This is a genomic window from Frigoribacterium sp. Leaf263, from assembly GCF_001422285.1.
Classification (GTDB): Bacteria; Actinomycetota; Actinomycetes; order Actinomycetales; family Microbacteriaceae; genus Frigoribacterium.
Genome location: NZ_LMMO01000001.1, coordinates 175,882 through 195,932, shown reverse-complemented (window position 1 = coordinate 195,932; position 20,051 = coordinate 175,882). Strand labels below are relative to the sequence as shown.

Here is a 20,051-nt window from a genome sequence, read left to right as displayed (position 1 = left end):
CGCGGTGATCCGCGGGCGGGCGTCGTCGTGCGTCGAACGGCCTCGAAGCGCTACTTGGCCGCGGGGGCGACGGTCTCCGTCTCGGCGGCCGCACCCTTCTCGTCGGCCGGGTTGGCGTACACGGGGCCGGGCTCGCCGGCCGGCGTGCCGACCTCGGGCGCGGCTTCGACGGGAGCGGCCTCGGCAGCGGGCTTCGGACGGGAGGCGAACTCCTCGAACGCGGCGCGCGGACGCTCCCGGTTGTCGAGCGACACGATGTCGCGACCGAGCCAGAGGTTGTTCCACCAGCCGCCCACGACACGGAACTTGCGCTCGAACGACGGCATGGCCAGACCGTGGTACCCGCGGTGAGCGATCCAGGCGGGGAACCCCTTGACGGCGATCTTGCCGCTCTGGAACACGCCGACGTTCAGACCCAGGCCGGCGACGGCCCCGAGGTTCTCGTGTCGGTAGTCCGTGACCGCTTCGCCGCGCAGCGAGGCGACGATGTTCTTCGCGAGCTGCTTGCCCATGCGGACGGCGTGCTGGGCGTTCGGGACGCAGAAGCCGCCGACGCCCTTGCCCGTGAGGTCGGGGGTCGCCGCGACGTCACCACAGGCCCAGGCATCGGGGACGACGGTCTCGCCGTCCACGATTCGGAGGTCGGGCTTGACGGTGATGCGTCCGCGCTGCTCGAGCGGGAAGTCGGTGTTGCGGACCATGGGGTTGGCCATGACGCCGGCCGTCCACACGATCAGGTCCGACTCGAAGGAGTCGCCCGTCGAGAGCTCGATCTTCCCGCCGACGGCCGACTGGAGCTGGGTGTCGAGGTGGACGATGGCCTGCCGCTCGGCGAGGTTCTTCAGCACCCAGTGGCTCGTCTCGAGCGAGACCTCGGGCATGATGCGGCCCATGGCCTCGATGAGGTGGAAGTGCGTGTCGTCGACGGTCAGACCCGGGTAGTTCTTGAGCAGATCGCTGGCGAAGCTGCGGAGCTCCGCGAACACCTCGATGCCGGCGAAGCCGCCGCCGACCACGACGACGGTCAGGAGGCGGTCGCGCTCCGGGCCGGCCGGCAGGTTCGAGGCCTTGGCGAAGTTCGTGAGGAGCTTGTCGCGGATCGCCGCCGCCTCCTCGATGGTCTTGAGGCCGATGGCCTCGTCCGCGACGCCCGGGATCGGGAACGTCCGCGAGACGGCGCCGGCCGTCATGACGACCTGGTCGTACTCCATCGTCCAGGCGTCGCCGACCTCGGGCGTGATGGTGGCGGTCTTCGTCGCGTGGTCGACGTTCGTGACCTTCGCGGTGACCACGTTCGTCTTCTTGAGGTGGCGCCGCAGAGCGACGACCGCGTGACGGGGCTCGATCGAGCCGGCCGCGACCTCGGGCAGGAACGGCTGGTAGGTCATGTAGGGCAGCGGGTCGACGATCGTGACCTCGGCCTCACCCTTGCGCAGCCACTTCTCGAGCTTCCAGGCGGTGTAGAAACCGGCGTAGCCGCCGCCGACGATCAGGATTTTGGGCACGGGGAATGATCTCCTTGAGGTGGGTTGTCCGAGACGACCTTACTCCTGGTGGCGTCTTCTCCTGAATTGGCGCACGGCACCCCAGACGACCGCCGCGAGGGCCGAACCGAACAGGCCGTAGACGATCAGGGGGATGCCCGTCGATCGCATCGTCTCGACGGTCGGCACCAGCGCCTGCAGGCGATCGTCGCGGTCGACCCGCGGAGTGGGGACGGGCGCCGGCTCGGCGGAGGTCGAGGGCGTCGTCGCCGGGAGCTCCGCCCGCCGGTGCAGGCGGATCCACTCGGCGAGGTCTCCCATCGGATTGACGTCGACGCTCGGCACCGGGTCTCCGACCGCGGCCGCCGCATCGATGAGCCCGTGCCCGTAGAGCGGATCGGGCGTGACGGCCCCTCGCGGGGTCGCCGTCGAGACGACGCGGTTGATGACGTCGTCCGCGTCGAGGTCGGGGTGCGCACCGCGGACGAGTGCGACGACCCCGGCCACGATCGGCGTGGCGCCGCTCGTCCCGCTCCAGCTGTAGTGGACGTCGCCCGGCCCGACCCCGACGAGCTTCTCGCTCGGGGCCGCGACCCCGATGGTGATGCCCTGACTCGAGGCGTCGAAGCTGGCCGTGCCCATCCGGTCGACGCCGGCCACGGTGAGGACCCCGGGCATGGTCGCCGGCGCTCCGACCTCGGTGGTTCCGCTGCCGCGGTTGCCGGCGGCGGCGACCACGACCACGTCGTTCTCCATCGCGTAGAGGAACGCGTCGTCCCAGCTCGTGGGCCAGTCGAGGGTGTTCCGGGTGAGGGACATGTTGATGACGTCCGCCCCGTGATCGACCGACCAGCGGACCGCCTCGGCGATCTGCGTGTCGGAGTCGACCGCGTCGGAGCCGAAGCCGACCGAGACGGAGAGGAGCTCGGCCTCGGGCGCCACGCCGATGACGCCGTCGCCCGGGGCCGTCCCCCGACCGGCGAGGATCGATCCGACCAGCGTGCCGTGGGTCGGGTCGTCGGCCCCCACGGGCGTCTGCCCGTCGGCGGACCCCTCGCCCGAGACGTCGGTGCCGCCCACCACCGCGCCGTCGAGCTCGGCCACCGACGAGTCGACGCCGGTGTCGATGACCGCCACGGTCACGCCGGCGCCGCGACTCGTCTGCCAGGCCTGCTCGATGCCGTAGTCCGCGAGCCAGTACTGGTCGTCGCGGATGGCGTCCGCTCGGGCACCGGCGGCTGGGACGAGCACGACGCCCAGGACCAGCACGACGCCGACGGTCGCCGCACCCACGCCGCGGAGGGTGCGCACGTTCTCAGGCTCCCCCGCCGGAGGCGCGCTCGGCCTGGTCGCCCTCGGCCAGGTAGTCGGGGCATCGGCACACGTCGGGACTCCAGCCGGCACGCTCGAGAGCGAGGTCCCCGAAGGGGTTGACGCCGGGACCCGCTGCGAGCGTGTGCCCCACCAGGGCGTGGAGGCACTTGATGCGCTCGGGCATGCCGCCGGCGGTCACGTGCGCGATCTCGTCGACGTGCTCGATGCCCTCGCGGTCGGCGAGATACGCCTGATGGGCCGACCGGTACCGATCGGCCAGCTCGGGGTCCGTCGCCAGGGTCTCGGTGAACTCCGCCATGACGCCGTTCGCCTCGAGGGTCGACACGGCCGCCGTGGCGCCGGGGTGGCAGAGGTAGTAGAGCGTGGGGAACGGCGTGCCGTCGCCGAGTCGAGGCCTGGTCGCGACGACCGTCGGGTTGCCGCAGACGCAGCGAGCGGCGATGCCGATGACGTCGCGCGCCGGACGGCCGAGCTGCGCCGTCACGATGCGGACGTCGAGGTCGCTCACGGGATCGAACGGAGGAGTGCTCACGGGGTGCCGCCTGTCGGGGTGGTGGTCGGGAGTTCGCTGCCGTCGATGTCGGGCGCGATCAGCTCGGTCGCGGGGGCGTCGCTCAGCCCGGCGTCGACGACGGACGAGGTCATGGCGGCGATCCAGTCCACCTGGGGCGTCTGCAGCTCGTCGCTGATGGGAGCCTGCGTCCGCTCGGCGTCGGTGGTGGCGTCGCCCATTACGAGGTAGCTGTACTCGCCCGGGTAGACGTACAGCAGCCGGTCGCGGGCCTGCGCCTCGATGTACGCGGGGTCGCTCCATCGCGCGACGTCGCCCTGCAGATCGGTCACATCGTCCTGCTGACGTTCGACCTCGTCCTGGATCGCGGCGATCTGCTGCTGCTGCTGGACGAGCGTCCGCAGCGACGGCGCGAGCACCACGACGAACAGCACGAGGATCACGAGCATCAGCAGACTGAATCCGGAGAAGCGGATCGACCGGAGCCAGCCGCCGGCCGGGGAGTCCGTCTCGGGCAGGGCTACGGGCAGACGCCTGCTCTTCGACTCTCGGGGCATGCCTCCGAGGGTAGACGACGCCCCCGGCTCGTCGGTCACGGAACGCCGAGAGGCCCGCCCCGCTGATGCGGGACGGGCCTCTCGGACGACACGGCGACGAGGTCGCCGGAGTCGCTAGCCGCGGAAGCGGGGGAACGCCGAACGACCGGCGTAGACCGCCGCGTCGCCGAGCTCCTCCTCGATGCGGAGCAGCTGGTTGTACTTCGCGACGCGCTCGGAGCGGGCCGGGGCGCCGGTCTTGATCTGACCGGCGTCGGTCGCGACCGCGAGGTCGGCGATCGTGGTGTCCTCTGTCTCACCCGACCGGTGCGACAGGACCGTGGTGTAGCCGCTGCGCTGAGCGAGGGCCACCGCGTCGAGGGATTCCGTCAGGGTGCCGATCTGGTTCACCTTGACGAGGATCGAGTTGGCGGCGCCGGCCTCGATGCCCTTGGCGAGTCGCTCGGGGTTCGTGACGAAGAGGTCGTCGCCGACGATCTGGGTCTTCGAGCCGATCTCGCTCGTCAGGTGCGCCCAGCCCTCCCAGTCGTCCTCGTCGAGAGGGTCCTCGATGGTGACGAGCGGGTACGAGGCGACGAGGTCGGCGTAGTAGCCGGCGAGGAACGCCGAGTCCCGCTTCTCGCCCTCGAAGGTGTACGAGCCGTCCGTGAAGAACTCGCTCGAGGCGACGTCGAGGCCGAGGGCGATGTCCGTGCCGGGCGTGAAGCCGGCCTTGGTGATGGCCTCGACGAGCAGGTCGAGCGCGGCGCGGTTGCTGTCGAGGTTCGGCGCGAAGCCGCCCTCGTCGCCGAGGCCGGTCGACAGGCCCTTGCTCTTGAGCTCGCTCTTCAGCGCGTGGTACGTCTCGGCACCCCAGCGGAGGGCCTCGGCGAACGACGACGCGCCCACGGGGAGGATCATGAACTCCTGGATGTCGACGTTGCTGTCGGCGTGGGAGCCGCCGTTGATGACGTTGAGCATCGGGACGGGCAGCGTGTGAGCGTTCGGTCCGCCGAGGTAGCGGAACAGGGGCAGATCGGCCGAGTCGGCGGCCGCGCGGGCGACGGCGAGCGACACGCCGAGGATGGCGTTGGCGCCCAGGCGCTTCTTGTTCTCGGTGCCGTCGAGCTCGATCATGGCGGCGTCGATGATGCGCTGATCGGTGGCGTCGAGGCCCTCGACCGCCGGTCCGATCTCGTCGATGACGGCGGAGACCGCCTTCAGCACGCCCTTGCCGAGGTAGCGGCTCGAGTCGCCGTCGCGCAGTTCGTAGGCCTCGAAGGCCCCGGTCGATGCGCCCGAGGGGACGGCGGCCCGAGAGACCGTCCCGTCGTCGAGCAAGACCTCGACCTCGACCGTCGGGTTGCCCCGCGAGTCGAGGATTTCGCGGGCGCCTACGGCGTCGATTGCTGCCACGGAGAACTCCTTAGTAGTCGTTGTGTTCGCAGGACCGAGGTCCACGGCAATCCTAGCGACGCCCCGTGGCGTGACGGTCGGCCGGTGGTCAGCCCAGGGTCCGGACGTCGAGGTCGCCGACGCCCTCTCCGCCTCGGACCGACGCGAACCGCGTGTAACCGGCCGCCGCGAGGGTGTCGAGCTGCCTCGTGAGGTTCTTGACGCGGCGCTCCAGACGGACCCGCGCCTCCCCCTGTTCGAGCAGTCCGGCCCTCAGCGCCACGAGCTCGGCCGCGGGCACGGACGCGTCGTGCACCAGCACGAGCCCCTCACGACCGGCGTCGGCGTCGTCGACCAGGTCGACGATGCGCTCGAAGCCCAGCGAGAAGCCCGCTGCGGGGACGTCGACCCCGAGGAACCGGCCGATCATGCCGTCGTAGCGACCGCCGCCGCCGAGCGAGTACCCGAAGTCCGGGTGCGCGACCTCGAAGATCGTGCCCGTGTAGTAGCCCATTCCGCGCACGAGGGTCGGATCGAAGACGAGCCGCGCATCCGGCAGCGCGTCACGGAGGGCGACCAGATCGGCGGCCGCTTCGACATCGAGCCAGGCAGGAGGCGCGGTGCCGGTGATCGTCGACCACTCGGCCGTCGAGAGCTCACCCAGGGCGTCGTCGAGACCATCGCGCTCGAGGCCGATCTCGACGAGCCGGTCGACGACCCCGGTCACGCCCAGCTTGTCGAGCTTGTCGAGCTCGATCAGCGCCTGATCCGTGAGCTCCGCCGGCGTGCCCCAGTGGGCGAGCACCCCGAGGAGGATGCGCCGGTCATTGATGCGGATCGACGTGCCGTGGAGACCCAGCGACGACAGGACGGCCGTGGTGGCGGAGATCAGCTCGACCTCCGCCAGGGGGCCTGCCTCGCCGAGGATGTCGATGTCGCACTGGACGAACTGGCGGTAGCGGCCCTTCTGCGGCCGCTCGGCGCGCCAGACGGGGGCCACCTGGACGGATCGGAAGACGCCCGGCAGTTCGGAGCGGTGGGATGCATAGAACCGGGCCAGGGGCACGGTGAGATCGAAGCGGAGGCCGAGGTCGGCCAGCGCGAGCGCCGAGTCGGCGGCCCGGAGCGCCTCGACGTCGAGACCCCGCTTCAGGACGGCGAAGACCTGCTTCTCGTTGTCGCCGCCGAGACCCGAGTGGAGGTAGTCGGTGGACTCGACGACGGGCGTCTCGATCTCGTCGAAGCCGTACGAGCGGTAGACGTCGCGGATGGTGGCGAGCACCCGCTCGCGACGGCGCTTCTCGGCGGGGAGGAAGTCCCGCATCCCGCGGGGAGGGCTCACGTGTGACGGCATGACACCATCCTCCCAGAGGGGCGCGGGGTCGTGGCGGCGCGCGAGGTGGACTTGCGGATCATGTGAGATTCCACGTACGATATGAGCACCAGACGGGGTGAATCGGGTTGCATGCCGTCGGGTCACGGTGCCCTACCTTCCCTGCGGTGAGGGCGCTTGAACGGGCCGGATGCCGAGTGCATCCGGCCCGTTCTCCGTCTCGCGCCGGACCGATGGTCGACGACCGAGGTCCGAGGTCCTACGACCGACGTCCGACGACCGACGGCCGACGGCCGACGGCCGACGACCTGGCGACCTACGCGCCGACCGATTCGACGACGGCATCCAGGCGGCGCGTGAAGACGGCGCCGGGCTCGTCGGCGTGGCCCCCGATGACGGCGTCGTACAGCAACCCCTCGAGCTCCGCGACGAAGGCGCGTGCTCGGACGGCGGCGTCGTCGGACGAGACCCCCTGGGCGACGAGCCACGCCGCGACGGTCTCGCGCCACCGGTCCCCCGCGCGCCGTGCGACGCCGGGCTCGTCGCCGGCCACGACCTCGAGCAGCGCCGCCTCCATCTCGAGACGCTGGAGGTCGAGGCCCCGCTCGCTCGAGGCCTCGTCCCAGTACTGCTCGAGGTGACGCCGGAAGCCGGCGGCGTCGAGTCCGGAGGGATCCGCCGGGACCAGATGATCATGACGACCGACGACGGCGCGCACGATCTCGGCGATGAGCTCGGCGCGGTTCCCGAAGTGATAGACGAAGACGTAGGTGCTCACGCCGAGGGCCTCGGCGAGGGTCCGGAACGAGACGGTCGCGATGCTCCGCGACCGGAGGTGGTCGATGATCTGGCCCAGCAGTTCGGGCTTGCGTGTCGGATCGGGCTTACGAGGCATAGATGCCACTCCTTCGTGCGGACGGGTCGGGACGCCCTGCGCGGCCACGACCGTCGTCTCGCGACCATAACAGACGTCTGCCGACGCCGCTCGGGAGGCCACGCGGCGTCCGTGGATGCACCGGCAGGGTGCGATCCGAGCGATCACTTCGTGTTTCGTCGGATGACCCTTGACATTTTAGGTGCTGTAGCTCTACATTTGCCTGAGCGCGACAAGGCCCGCCGGGCCTGATCCCTCGGTGGAGTGCCGGTCGCGCGAACGTGACCACACCGACTAGGCCGACTCCTTCTTGCGATCGGAGTCGGCTCGGGGGCGGTCACGAGGGGCGCCCCGCCTATTCGGGTTGGCGGGGCGCCCCGCTCTCGGGCGACCGTCCTGCGAAGTGATCCGCGCCTCCTGCGTGCCCCTCCCGCGCGGAGCCGCGTCCGAGCGACTCGACCTCGCGCAGAGCCGACTCGCGCTCCCGGACCGCTCGCCGAAGAGCCCGCTCGGCGTCCACCCCCCGCGCCGTCGCGGCATCGACCAACCGGGCCAGCTCCCGTCCGATCAGCAGCTCGTCGTCGACCGGAGACGCAGCATCCGCACCGGCACCGGTGCGCTCCCCCGTCGCGGCGTGCTCCACGGACGCCAACCCCGCCGCCCGCCGTCGCCCGTCGATCTTCTGCGCCCGTGCCAGAGCGGGCAGTCCCCGGGGGACGCCGTCGAAGGCGCTCGTCCGCTGCGACTTCTCGCGAGCCTTCGCGGCCGACCAGAGCCGGATGATGTCGTCGACGCCGTGCGCCTCGTCGGCGGCGAAGACATGAGGATGGCGACGCACCGTCTTGGCCATCACATCGCGGACGACGTCGTCGAGGTCGAACGCCCCGGCCCTCTCGGCCAGAGCCGCGTGGAGGACCACCTGGTAGAGGACGTCGCCGAGCTCCTCGCGTCGGTCGGCGGAGGTCCCCTCCTCGATCGCCTCGACCAGCTCGGCGGTCTCCTCGACGAGGTAGGTCACGAGGCTCTCGTGCGTCTGCGCCCGGTTCCATTCGCACCCGCCCTCGTCGGCCAGGAGGGCGGCGACCACGCCGACCAGCTCGTCGATCGGGGCGCGGGGCTCGTCGCGATCGCTCACCCACGCCTCCTCGTGTCGCATCGTCGGCGGATCAGCCCGCGGCAGCCGCGGAGTCCGCGGCCGGGCGCGGAGCCTCGGCGCCGAAGATCGCCGACATCAGCTGCTCGACCCACCGGATCAGCTCGCCGTCGCGCAGCGCCTCCCCGTGCGGGCGGGGCAGCGGCACGCTGACCGACTTCGTCTGGGCGAACCAGCGGGCACCCGGGTACATGCGCTGCAGACGGACCTGCATGCTGTCGGCCAGATCGAGACCGGCCACCCGGAGGTTGCTGCCCATGACGACGACCTCGCTGAGACCGGCCTTCTGCGCCGCCCGGCGGAGGCGCGACACCTCGATGAGGGCGAGCACGGACGCCGGAGGCGCGCCGTACCGGTCGGTGAGCTCGTCGAGCACCGAATCGATCTGCTCGTCGGTCGAGGTCGGCGAGCTCGCGGTCGACAGCTTCTGATACGCCTCGAGTCGCAGTCGCTCGCTCTCGACGTACTCGTCGGGGATGTGCGCGTCGACGGGGAGCTCGAGACGCAGCTCGGTCTGCCCCTCGGCCACGTCGCCGCGGAACGCCCCGACGGCCTCGCCGATCATCCGCAGATACAGGTCGAAGCCGACTCCGGCGATGTGACCGGACTGCTCGCCGCCCAGCAGGTTGCCGGCACCGCGGATCTCGAGGTCCTTCAGCGCCACCTGCATGCCGGCGCCCAGCTCGTTGTTCGCGGCGATGGTCTCGAGCCGATCCTGAGCGGTCTCGCTCAGAGGACGCTCGGCGTCGTAGAGGAAGTACGCGTAGCCGCGTTCGCGACCACGACCCACCCGGCCGCGCAGCTGATGCAGCTGGCTGAGGCCGTACTTGTCGGCGCGATCGATGATCAGCGTGTTCGCGTTGGCGATGTCGAGACCGGTCTCGATGATCGTGGTCGAGACGAGCACGTCGAACTTGCGCTCCCAGAAGTCGACCATGACCTGCTCGAGCGACGACTCGGCCATCTGTCCGTGCGCGACCGCCACCCGCGCCTCCGGGACCAGCTCGGCGATCTGCGCCGCGACGCGGTTGATGCTCGAGACGCGGTTGTGCACGAAGAACACCTGCCCCTCGCGGAGCAGCTCGCGCCGGATCGCCGCCGCCTTCTGCCGGTCGCTCTCGGGCCCGACGAAGGTGAGGATCGGGTGGCGGTCCTCGGGCGGCGTGGTCAGGGTCGACATCTCGCGGATGCCCGTGACGGCCATCTCGAGGGAGCGCGGGATGGGCGTGGCCGACATCGCGAGGATGTCCACGTTGGTCTTGAGCTTCTTCAGGGCGTCCTTGTGCTCGACGCCGAACCGCTGCTCCTCGTCGATGATGACGAGGCCGACGTCCTTGTACGCGATGCCCTCGCTGAGGAGGCGGTGGGTGCCGATGACCATGTCGACGGTGCCGTCGCCGAGCCCCTTGATCGTCTCGCGGCTCTCCTTCGCGCTCTGGAACCTGCTGAGGCTCCGCAGGTGCACGGGGAACCCGGCGAACCGATCGGAGAAGGTGTCGAAGTGCTGCTTCACGAGCAGCGTCGTCGGGACGAGCATGACGACCTGCTTGCCGTCCTGGATCGCCTTGAAGGCCGCTCGGACGGCGACCTCGGTCTTGCCGTAGCCGACATCGCCCGAGAGGAGGCGATCCATCGGGATGGGGCGCTCCATGTCGGCCTTGATCTCGTCGATGGTCGTCAGCTGGTCCGCCGTCTCGGCGAAGGGGAAGGCCTCCTCCAGCTCGCGCTGCCACGGGGTGTCGGGCGGGAACGCATGACCCTTGCTCGCCATGCGCGCCGAGTAGAGCTTCACGAGCTCGACGGCGATGTCCCGCACCGCGCGACGCGCCTTGCTCTTCGCCGACGCCCAGTCGCTGCCGCCCATCTTGCTGAGCGACGGGGCCTCGCCGCCGACGTAGCGGCTGAGCAGGTCGAGCTGGTCGGTCGGGACGTAGAGCTTGTCACCCGGGTACCCGCGCTTCGAGGGCGCGTACTCGAGCACGAGGTACTCGCGGCTGTTCTTCACGGCGTTCTTGCCGCCCGTGCTCACCTCGCGGCTGGTGAGCTCGAGGAACTTGCCGATGCCGTGCGTCTGGTGCACCACGACATCGCCCGGCTTCAGCTGCAGGGGATCGACCACGTTCTTGCGACGACTGGCGAGCTTCGTGACCTGACGGGAGTCGTAGTTCGCGGAACGACCGTAGAAGTCGCTCTCGCCGAGCACCGCGAGCTTCGCCTCGGGGATCTCGAAGCCCGCCTCGACCCCGCCCGCCACGAGATGCGCCACCCCGGGCTCGAGGGTGTCGGGCAGCGACTCGTGCAGCCGGGCGGCGACGCCGCGTTCGGCCAGCACGTCGCGTGCCCTCTCGACGAGGCCGACCCCGCGGGAGGTCACGACGACGCTCCACCCGTCGCCGAGCCGCGACACGACGTGATCGAGAGCGCCCTCGGCATGACCGCTGAAGCTCGGGACCGCGTCGGCCGCCAGACGGACGTAGTCGCCGGCCGACGCGATCGCCTCGTCGTCCGTGAGCACCTCGCCGCTGTCGAACGTGCTCATGCTGAACCAGGCGCGATCGCCCGCCGAGTCGCGGAGGTCGCGGAGGGAGATGAAGTCGCCCGCGTCGAGGTCGATCGGGGCCTCGGCGCCGGCCGTCGCGGCGCTCCAGGCGGCGGACAGGAACTCGCGGTTCGTCTCCGCCAGGCTGCGGGCCCGCGAGACGACCCGCTCGGGCGACAGGACGGCGATCGAGGCGTCGGCGGGGAGGTAATGGGTGAGGGGCACCAGACCGTGCACGAGCGCGGGGGCCAGCGACTCCATGCCCTCGACGGGGATGCCCTCGCCGATCTTGGCGAGCATCTGCGCCAGGCTCGGGAACTCGTGCTGCATCTCGCGGGCACGCTGCCGCACCTGCTCGGTGAGCAGCATCTCGCGACTCGGCGGGAGGTCCACCGTCGTCACATCGCCGTCCAGGCTGCGCTGATCGGCCACCGAGAAGCGCCGCACCTGGTCGACCTCGTCGCCGAAGAAGTCGACCCGCAACGGGTGCTCCGCCGTCGGCGGGAAGACGTCGAGGATGCCGCCCCGCACCGCGAACTCGCCGCGGCGGGTCACCATGTCGACCCGGGCGTAAGCCAGATCGACGAGCCGGACCGCGATGGCCGAGAGGTCGTGACCCCGATCGCCGACCGTGAGCACCACCGGATCGATCGACGCGAGATTGTCGGCCAGCGGCTGCAGCGCCGCCCGGACGCCGGCCACGACGACGATCGGCCTGGTCGCCTGGGGCTCGGCCGCGGCCTGCGCCTGCCACGCGGCCAGACGGCGCAGCGCGTGGATCCGCTTCCCGACGGTCTCGGCGCTCGGGCTGAGACGCTCGTGGGGCAGGGTCTCCCACGCGGGGAACTCGATGATCTCGGCCTCGGGCAGGAAGCTCGACAGCGATCCCCGCACAGCCTCGGACTCGCGCCCCGTGGCCGTCACGACGAGGAGCGCCTGCGGCCCCTCCCGGCGGGACAGGAGCCCGGCGAGGAGCGGCACGCGCAGACCGTCGACGACGGAGAAGTCGGTGCTTCGGCCATGCCGGTCGAGGGCAGCCGAGAAGGTGGAGGCGCGCGAAAGCGCCGGAATCAAGCCCGCGAGTATCACCCGACAGATGGTACTCGTGCACGCTCCGAGCGGAGCGCCGCCCTCAGTCTCTGGCGGTGTGGAATCTGAGCTGCGCGGCGGTCAGCCCCTCGGACGCGATCATCTCGACCGCGTCGGCCGCATCGGCGAGGAGGATGGGCAGATTCTGCCGCTCGGCCGCCGCGAAGTCCTTCAGGACGAAGTCGGCGGCGGGCTGGCGCCCCGGAGGTCGCCCGATGCCGACCCTCACCCGGGTGAACTCGTTCGAGCCCGTCGCCGCGATGATGTCCCGCAGGCCGTTGTGGCCGCCGTGACCGCCGCCGTGCTTGAGCTTGATCGTGTCGAAGTCGATGTCGAGCTCGTCGTGGACCACGATCAGCCTCGACACGTCGAGGTCGTAGAACCGCAGGAGCGCCTGCACCGGCCCGCCTGACAGGTTCATGAACGTGTTCGGCTTCGCGAGAACGAATCGCGCCGCACCGGGCGCGAGGCGCCCTTCGGCCACGGTCGAGTCGGTGCGGTGCCTCGTGAAGCGGGCGGACAGACGGTGGGCCATCTCGGCCAGCACCATCTGCCCGACATTGTGCCTGTTGCCGGCGTAGCCGGGCCCGGGGTTGCCGAGCCCGACCACGATCCACTGATCGTCGGATGCCATCGTTCGTCGGTCGTCTCTTCAGTGGGTCTGCGCCGGCAGGGGGTGTTACTCGGAGCGCTCTTCGTCTTCGATCGAGTCGACGTCGCCCTCGGCCGGAGCGGCCTCGCCGTCCTCGTCGGACACGGCGTCGGTCGTCAGGTCGAGCTGGGGAACCGAGATGGCGAGCACGAGGGTCTCGGGCTCGCTGACGAGGTTCGCGCCCTTCGGGAGGACGAGGTCGGCGGCGGTGATCTGCGCACCCTCCTCGAGGCCCTCGATCGACACGACGACGCTCTGCGGGATGTGGGTCGCCTCGACCTCGAGCTCGACGGCGTTGAGCTCGAGCACGTGGATGGTGCCGGGGTACGACTCGCCCTCGACGTGCACGGGCACCTCGACGCTGACCTTCTCGCCCTTGCGGACGACGATGAGGTCGATGTGCTCGATGGTCTGCTTGACCGGGTCGCGCTGGATGTCCTTCACCAGCGCGAGCTGGTCGGTGCCCTCGATGTCGAGCGTGATGACGGCGTTCGCACGACGCGTGATCAGCATGGTCTCGTGACCGGGGAGGGTCACGTGCTGGGGGTCGGTGCCGTGACCGTAGATGACCGCGGGGATCATGTCGTTGGCGCGGATCTTGCGGGCGGCGCCCTTGCCGAAGCTCGTGCGGACGAGCGCGGACAGCTTGTTGTCGTCGGACATGTGTGTCTCCTTCTGTGGCCGCCGCGAGGGCGGACCGGATGTGTGGTCGGTTTCAACTCGAACGCGTATCGCGTGAGGAAAGACCCCGCAGCCGTGAGGTGACGGATTCTGTCGAACCCGCCCGTACGAGACTGAGCGCCTGCCTACCGCGTCGATAACGGATGCCTTCGCATCCCTCGCCGAAGTTCAGCTTCCGAGGTTACACGGGCCCCGGGCGTGTCGCCAACCCGCGCCTCCTCGGCTCAGGCGTCTGCGCGGGCGCCGTGCTCGCTCTCGAGACGCACGACGACATCGGCCACGATCCGGTCGGGCGTCGCGTCGACGTCGATGCCGAACCCGGCCTCGTCGTCGGCGAGGGGCTCGAGGGTGGCGAACTGCGACCGCATCAGACCCGAGGGCATGAAGTGCCCCTTGCGCGCCTTCTGCCGCCGCTCGACGAGCTCGTGCACACCCGTCAGATGGACGAAGAGGAGGCGCGGGTCGCCCTGACGGAGCACGTCGCGATAGCGCCTCGTCAACGCGGAGCACGCCACGACGACCGACTCGTCGCCGGCGTCGCGGATGCGGTCGGCGACGATCGTCAGCCACGGTGCCCGGTCGTCGTCGTCGAGCGGCCGCCCCTCGGCCATCTTGCGACGGTTCGCCTCGGGGTGGAGGTCGTCGGCATCGACGAACGGCGCCCCCGTGACCGAGGCCAGCAGTTCGCCCACGGTCGACTTGCCCGAGCCGGACACCCCCATCACGACGACGGGCGGGAACGGACGCGGGCTCAGGATGTCGGTCACGGGTGGCCTTCGGGCTCGGGGCGGTGGTCGCGACCAGCCTAGGCGCGGCCGCGTCACGGGGCCCTGACCGTACCCGTCGGGCACCCGGGCCGGAGGAATAGTCTGCGGACACCCACCCCCGAGAAGGAGTCGACATGACCGAACAGGGAACAGCAGAGACGTCCACCGCACAGGCGAACATCGGAGTCGTCGGACTCGCCGTCATGGGCTCGAACCTGGCGCGGAACCTCGCCAGCCGTGAGGGCAACACCGTCGCCGTCTACAACCGCTCGCCGGAGCGTACCGACACCCTCATGACCGAGCACGGCGACGCCGGATTCATCGCCTCGAAGACGATCGAGGACTTCGCCGCCTCGCTGCAGAAGCCCCGCACCGCCATCATCATGGTGCAGGCCGGGCGCGGCACCGACGCCGTCATCGACCAGCTCGCCGATCTCTTCGACGAAGGCGACATCATCGTCGACGGCGGCAACGCGAACTTCCAGGACACCCGCCGGCGGGAGGCAGCCCTGCGCGACCGCGGCCTCAACTTCGTCGGTGCCGGCATCTCGGGCGGTGAGGAAGGCGCCCTCAAGGGGCCCTCGATCATGCCCGGCGGCTCGAAGGAGGCGTACGAGACGCTCGGCCCCATCCTGTCGTCCATCGCCGCGGTCGCCGAGGGCGAGCCGTGCGTCACGCACGTCGGATCCGACGGCGCGGGGCACTTCGTCAAGATGATCCACAACGGCATCGAGTACGCCGACATGCAGCTCATCGCGGAGTCGTACGACCTGCTGCGGCGCGTCGGCGGCCACGAACCCGCCGCCATCGCCGCCGTCTTCGACGAATGGAACAAGGGCGAGCTCGAGTCGTACCTCATCGAGATCACCGCCGAGGTGCTCCGTCAGGTCGACGCCAAGACGGGCGGCCCGCTCGTCGACTCGATCGTCGACGAGGCCGGCTCGAAGGGCACCGGCGTCTGGACCGTGCAGAACTCGGTCGGACTCGGCGTCCCGGTCGGCGGAATCGCCGAGGCCGTCTTCGCCCGCGCCGTCTCGTCGAAGCCCGACCAGCGCGCCGCCGTGCAGGCGACACTGCAGGGCCGACCCGAGGTGCAGGAGGCCGGTGACGGGTTCGAGGACGATGTGCAGAAAGCGCTGTACGCATCGAAGATCGTCGCCTACGCCCAGGGCTTCGACGCCATCATCGCCGGCGCCCTCGAGTACGACTGGGACATCGACAAGGGGGCCATCGCCAAGATCTGGCGCGGCGGCTGCATCATCCGCGCGCAGTTCCTCAACCGCATCGTCGACGCCTACGAGAAGGACGCCACCATCGCGACCCTCCTCGAGGACGACTACTTCGCCGCGGCCGTCCGCGACGGTGAAGCGGCCTGGCGCCGCATCGTCGCCAAGGCCGCCCTCTCGGGCATCCCCGTGCCCGGGTTCGCCTCAGCGCTCAGCTACTACGACTCGCTCGCGTCCACGCGCCTCCCGGCGTCGCTGATCCAGGGGCAACGCGACTTCTTCGGCGCTCACACGTACGAGCGCGTCGGCGAGGACGGCGTGTTCCACACGCTCTGGTCGGGTGACCGGTCGGAGATCGAGACGGAGCCGTCGACCCACTGAGGGCGGGCGCGGGGCTGCGCCGCGCCTCCTGAGCTGCACCCAGGCGGGCGGGTCCCGCCGTCCTGACCCTGCGACCGCGGGGCGGACGGCGGGTCCGCCCGTCCGCACGCGTGGCCTGCGCTCGCCTCGGGCGTCGCGCGTCGCGCGTCGGCGACTCAGGCAGACCGGCGGCCGCGCGGGACAGGGCCACGCGCAAGCGCCACATCACCTGAGTCGCCGACCCGGGCCGCTGCGCGTCGGCAACTCAGGCTCGGGGGCGGTATGGCGGGACAGGGCCACGGTCGGGTGCCGCATCGCCTGAGTTGCCGACGGGGGGGGGGGCTGCGCGCGTGGCCTGAAGCGTCGATGCCGGGCGGGGGGGGTCAGGGGGTGGCAGCGGCGAGGACGAGAGGGTCCTCGCAGCCGCGGGCGAAGCCCTGGATGCGGTGGTCGATGTCGCGTTGCAGCACGACGGCTCCGATGCGCTCGGCGAGAGGGGCGAGCCAGCGCGGCCGGCAGGTGAAGTTGTAGCGCCAGATCGCCAGGGTGCTCTGCGGGTCGCCGTCGACCGCACTGAACCGCCAGCCGCCGCCCATGCGCTCGAAGAACCACGAGCCCTTCGTCATCTTCATGCCGACGTTCGTGGGCGGCGCGTACGAGACGTACTCGCTCTCCATCCGGAATCCGAACCGCTGCACCGTGAGGGTGCGGACGCCTCTGGCGGGCACGGTCGCTCCCCCGACGAGGTGCTGGTGGCGGATGAACGGGTCCCAGCGCTTGCGCGCCTCACCCTGCGTCTGCGACACCGCGAAGGCGACCTCCGGGCTCACCGGGACGACCACACGGGATTCGACGACGGGCATGGGCACATCGTGGCACGACGCGGGATCGACCGGGCGGGAGATGCCGAGAGGGGGCGCCCCTCCGCCGGATCGGGCGGTCGGGCGCCCCCTCGAGGCGGGTGCTCGAGGCCTAGGCCGCGCCGTCGAACATGCTCGTCACGGAGCCGTTGTCGAAGACCTCGTGGATCGCGCGCGCGATCAAGGGCGCGATCGGGAGGATCTCGAGCTTGTCGAACTTCTGGTGCTCGGTGAGCGGCAGGGTGTCGGTCACCACGACGGAGTCGATGAACTCGCTGTTGAGGATCTCGGGGGCCGGGTCGCTGAAGACGGCGTGGGTGGCGGCGACGACGACCCCGATGGCCCCTGCTGCCTTGAGGGCCTCGGCGGCCTTCACGATGGTGCGGCCCGTGTCGATGAGGTCGTCGACCAGGAGGCAGACACGACCGGCGACCTCGCCGACGATCTCGTGCACGGTGACCTGATTGGGCACGAGGGGGTCGCGGCGCTTGTGGATGATCGCCAGAGGGGCGTCGAGCTTCTCGCTCCAGATGTCGGCGACGCGGACGCGACCCATGTCGGGTGAGACGACGGTCAGCGTCGCGTTGTCGAGCTTGGCGCGGAAGTGCTCGAGCAGCACCGGCATGGCGAACAGGTGGTCGACGGGGCCGTCGAAGAAGCCCTGGATCTGCGGGGCGTGCAGGTCGACGCTCATGATGCGGTGGGCGCCGGCCGCCTTGAACAGGTCGGCGACCAGACGCGCCGAGATCGGCTCGCGGCCGCGGCCCTTCTTGTCTTGCCGGGCGTAGGGGTAGAAGGGCGCGACGACGGTGATGCGCTTGGCGGATGCGCGCTTGAGCGCGTCGACCATGATCAGCTGCTCCATCAACCACTCGTTGATGGGGGCCGAGTGCGACTGGATGACGAACGCGTCGGCGCCGCGCACGCTCTCGTCGAAGCGCGCGTACAGCTCGCCGTTGGCGAAGGTGCGAGCGTCGGTGGGGATGAGCTCCGACCCCAACTCGGAGGCGATCTGATCGGCGAGCTCGGGGTGCGCACGCCCCGAGACCAGAACGAGTCGGTTCTCGCCGGTGATCTTGATTCCGGACACGTCACTCGCTCTCCGGCCCCGAGGGGCCAACCCGACCGGGGTTCAGTCGGTCGTTCGTTCGGCGCGAGCGGCGGCCTCGGCAGCCGCGGAGCCGGGGCGGTTCGCCTCGACCCATCCGCTCGCATTGCGCTGTGGAGCGATGCTCAGCGCCAGGGCACCTGCTGGCACGTCTTTGCGGACGACCGTTCCCGCACCTGAGTACGCTCCGTCGCCAATCCTAACGGGGGCGACGAAGACGTTGTGTGACCCGGTGCGCACGTTCGACCCGACCTGCGTCCGGTGCTTGTTCACCCCGTCGTAGTTGGCGGTGATCGTGCCCGCCCCGATGTTCGAGTCGCGGCCGACCTCGGTGTCTCCGATGTAGCTCAGGTGCGGCACCTTCGACCCCTCGCCGATCTCGACGTTCTTGGTCTCGACGAAGGTGCCGATCTTGCCCCCCGTGCCGAGAACGCTGCCGGGTCGCAGGTAGGCGAACGGACCGACGGAGGCGCGGGCCCCGATGACCGCGAGGGTCGCGTCGGTGCGCTTCACGACCGCGCCCTCGCCGACCTCGGTGTCGACCAGCGTGGTGTCCGGTCCGACCACGGCGCCCGCGGCGATGTACGTCGCTCCGCGCAGCTGGGTGCCGGGCAGCAGCTCGACGTCGGGGCTGAGCGAGACGTCGCGGTCGATCCAGGTGGTCTGCGGGTCGATGATCGAGACGCCCTCGCGCTGCCAGTGCTCGACGATGCGGTCGTTCAGCCGGCGAGCAGCGGCCGCGAGCTGCACGCGGTCGTTGATGCCCTCGAGCCGCCACGTCTCGTCGACGGCGCGAGCGGCGACGATCTCGCCGGCACCCGTCAGCAGGCCGACCATGTCGGTCACGTACTTCTCGTTCTGGGCGTTGGCCGAGCCGATCCGCGGCAGGTGGGTTCGCAGGGCCGACACGGTGAAGACGTAGGTGCCCGAGTTGATCTCGCGGACCTCGCGCTCATCCGCCGTCGCGTCTTTGTGCTCGACGATGCGGTCGACGTCGCCGGACGCCCGGCGGACCACGCGCCCGTAGCCGGTGGCGTCGGGCAGCACTGCCGACAGGAGCGTGGCCGACGCGGCGGCCTCGCGGTGCTGGTCGAGCAGCGCCGACAGGGTCTCGTGGTCGAGGAACGGCACGTCGGCGCTGACGACCACCACGTCGCCCTCGAACTCGGCCGGCAGCGCCTCGACGGCCTGCTCGACGGCCCGCCCGGTGCCGGGGATCTCGTCTTGATCGACGATGACGGCGGCCGGTGAGGTGTCGAGCACGCTCGCCACGACGAGGTCGCGCTCGTGCCGCACGACCGCGACGAGGTGCTCGGGGTCGAGGGCGCCGGCCGATTCGAGCACGTGCTGGATGAGCGGCATGCCGGCCAGGCGGTGCAGCACCTTGGGTGTCGACGACTTCATGCGCGTGCCCTGTCCTGCTGCGAGGACGACGACGGCGAGGCTGCGTTCAGACATGGTGCTCCTTGGTGAGGTGGTGCGCGATCTCCGGCGATCCTCCCACGGGCGGCGAAGGAGGCGCGAAAGGGCCGACGGGTTCCGGTGCGATCCAGCGGACGGCCGGCCCCTGTGGAGGATTCAGCGGGAGCGCACCAGCGCGAACGCGCTCGAGACGGTCAGCGCGTCTTCGGCGAGCGCCACGACGGCATCGGGAAGACCGGTCCCGTCGACGGCGGTCTTGCGAGCCCGATAGAAGAGCCAGCTGCCCGCCAACGCGCCGAGGGCGCCCGCGACGGCGCCTGACACGCGGAGCCCTCCACGACCCGTGTCCGTGATGGCCAGGCCGACCACGGCGCCGGCGAGCGCGCGGCCGAACAGCGGCCCGGCCGCGACGCGGCTCGGGGTCATGGGGAGCTTGTCGCCGACCAGCTCGCCTGCCCCGGCCGCGACGAGAGCCGCCCGGCCGAGGGGCGCTCGGAACAGGGGCCAGCTCTGCCAGGCGCCCCGCGCCTCCTCGGCTCCCTGGTTCAGGGCGAGCACGGCGAGCGGTGAGGCGGAGCGGGAGCCGCTGAGGACTCCGAGCAGGGCGGCGCGGGCGAGGGGCGGGAGGGTGCGGGTGGTCGACATGGCGGGGTCCTCGTCGTCGGGGCGGTGCCGGCACGACCGGCGGGTGCGACCGCAGGCTATCGACGACCGCCGACGAGCGCC

General features: G+C 70.8%; 17 protein-coding genes. 1 reads left to right on the top strand and 16 read right to left on the bottom strand.

Annotated elements, in window-relative coordinates; genetic code table 11:
• Positions 1-50: 50 nt before the first annotated feature.
• From ASF17_RS00910 to ASF17_RS00855, 12 genes are all read right to left on the bottom strand, one after another.
• Entirely contained in the window at positions 51-1,505 is a 1,455-nt protein-coding gene (locus ASF17_RS00910; RefSeq protein ID WP_055794355.1) for an NAD(P)/FAD-dependent oxidoreductase, read from the bottom strand.
• A gap of 39 nt (positions 1,506-1,544) precedes the next feature.
• Positions 1,545-2,795: a S8 family serine peptidase gene (locus ASF17_RS00905; protein ID WP_055794353.1), complete on the bottom strand. Its 1,251-nt coding sequence runs from the start codon at positions 2,793-2,795 to the stop codon at positions 1,545-1,547.
• A 4-nt stretch (positions 2,796-2,799) separates the two neighbouring features.
• Entirely contained in the window at positions 2,800-3,351 is a 552-nt protein-coding gene (locus tag ASF17_RS00900) for a DUF501 domain-containing protein (protein WP_055794350.1), read from the bottom strand.
• On the bottom strand, positions 3,348-3,887 hold the full coding sequence (locus ASF17_RS00895) for a septum formation initiator family protein (protein ID WP_055794348.1): 540 nt from the start codon (positions 3,885-3,887) through the stop codon (positions 3,348-3,350). The genes ASF17_RS00900 and ASF17_RS00895 overlap by 4 nt, the downstream gene beginning before the upstream one ends.
• A gap of 114 nt (positions 3,888-4,001) precedes the next feature.
• On the bottom strand, positions 4,002-5,282 hold the full coding sequence (gene eno, locus ASF17_RS00890; RefSeq protein ID WP_055794346.1) for a phosphopyruvate hydratase: 1,281 nt from the start codon (positions 5,280-5,282) through the stop codon (positions 4,002-4,004).
• A gap of 88 nt (positions 5,283-5,370) precedes the next feature.
• A complete protein-coding gene (gene hisS / locus ASF17_RS00885; protein ID WP_055794343.1) occupies positions 5,371-6,615 on the bottom strand; it encodes a histidine--tRNA ligase in 1,245 nt (414 codons plus the stop codon).
• 295 nt (positions 6,616-6,910) lie between these two features.
• Positions 6,911-7,489, bottom strand: a complete 579-nt coding sequence (locus ASF17_RS00880) for a TetR/AcrR family transcriptional regulator (protein WP_055794341.1) — start codon at positions 7,487-7,489, stop codon at positions 6,911-6,913.
• Positions 7,490-7,823: 334 nt separating this feature from the next.
• On the bottom strand, positions 7,824-8,603 hold the full coding sequence (locus tag ASF17_RS00875; protein WP_235476292.1) for a MazG family protein: 780 nt from the start codon (positions 8,601-8,603) through the stop codon (positions 7,824-7,826).
• A gap of 31 nt (positions 8,604-8,634) precedes the next feature.
• A complete protein-coding gene (mfd, locus tag ASF17_RS00870; RefSeq protein WP_055794336.1) occupies positions 8,635-12,249 on the bottom strand; it encodes a transcription-repair coupling factor in 3,615 nt (1,204 codons plus the stop codon).
• Between the two features lie 43 nt (positions 12,250-12,292).
• A complete protein-coding gene (gene pth / locus ASF17_RS00865; RefSeq protein WP_055794334.1) occupies positions 12,293-12,883 on the bottom strand; it encodes an aminoacyl-tRNA hydrolase in 591 nt (196 codons plus the stop codon).
• A 45-nt stretch (positions 12,884-12,928) separates the two neighbouring features.
• On the bottom strand, positions 12,929-13,564 hold the full coding sequence (locus tag ASF17_RS00860) for a 50S ribosomal protein L25/general stress protein Ctc (RefSeq protein ID WP_055794333.1): 636 nt from the start codon (positions 13,562-13,564) through the stop codon (positions 12,929-12,931).
• Between the two features lie 242 nt (positions 13,565-13,806).
• Entirely contained in the window at positions 13,807-14,349 is a 543-nt protein-coding gene (locus tag ASF17_RS00855) for a gluconokinase (protein ID WP_235476291.1), read from the bottom strand.
• 134 nt (positions 14,350-14,483) lie between these two features.
• Between ASF17_RS00855 and gndA the strand changes: the two genes are divergently transcribed.
• Entirely contained in the window at positions 14,484-15,956 is a 1,473-nt protein-coding gene (gene gndA, locus ASF17_RS00850; RefSeq protein ID WP_055794332.1) for an NADP-dependent phosphogluconate dehydrogenase, read from the top strand.
• A gap of 362 nt (positions 15,957-16,318) precedes the next feature.
• Here the strand turns inward: gndA and ASF17_RS00845 are convergent, their stop codons facing one another.
• The 4 genes from ASF17_RS00845 to ASF17_RS00830 all read right to left on the bottom strand — a co-directional run bounded on the left by ASF17_RS00845 (position 16,319) and on the right by ASF17_RS00830 (position 19,970).
• Positions 16,319-16,798, bottom strand: coding sequence for an SRPBCC family protein (locus ASF17_RS00845; RefSeq protein WP_055794331.1), 480 nt, complete (start codon positions 16,796-16,798; stop codon positions 16,319-16,321).
• 109 nt (positions 16,799-16,907) lie between these two features.
• Positions 16,908-17,885, bottom strand: coding sequence for a ribose-phosphate diphosphokinase (locus tag ASF17_RS00840; RefSeq protein WP_055794328.1), 978 nt, complete (start codon positions 17,883-17,885; stop codon positions 16,908-16,910).
• A 42-nt stretch (positions 17,886-17,927) separates the two neighbouring features.
• Positions 17,928-19,361, bottom strand: coding sequence for a bifunctional UDP-N-acetylglucosamine diphosphorylase/glucosamine-1-phosphate N-acetyltransferase GlmU (glmU, locus tag ASF17_RS00835; protein WP_055794326.1), 1,434 nt, complete (start codon positions 19,359-19,361; stop codon positions 17,928-17,930).
• A gap of 120 nt (positions 19,362-19,481) precedes the next feature.
• Positions 19,482-19,970: a hypothetical protein gene (locus ASF17_RS00830; protein ID WP_055794324.1), complete on the bottom strand. Its 489-nt coding sequence runs from the start codon at positions 19,968-19,970 to the stop codon at positions 19,482-19,484.
• Positions 19,971-20,051 lie beyond the last annotated feature (81 nt).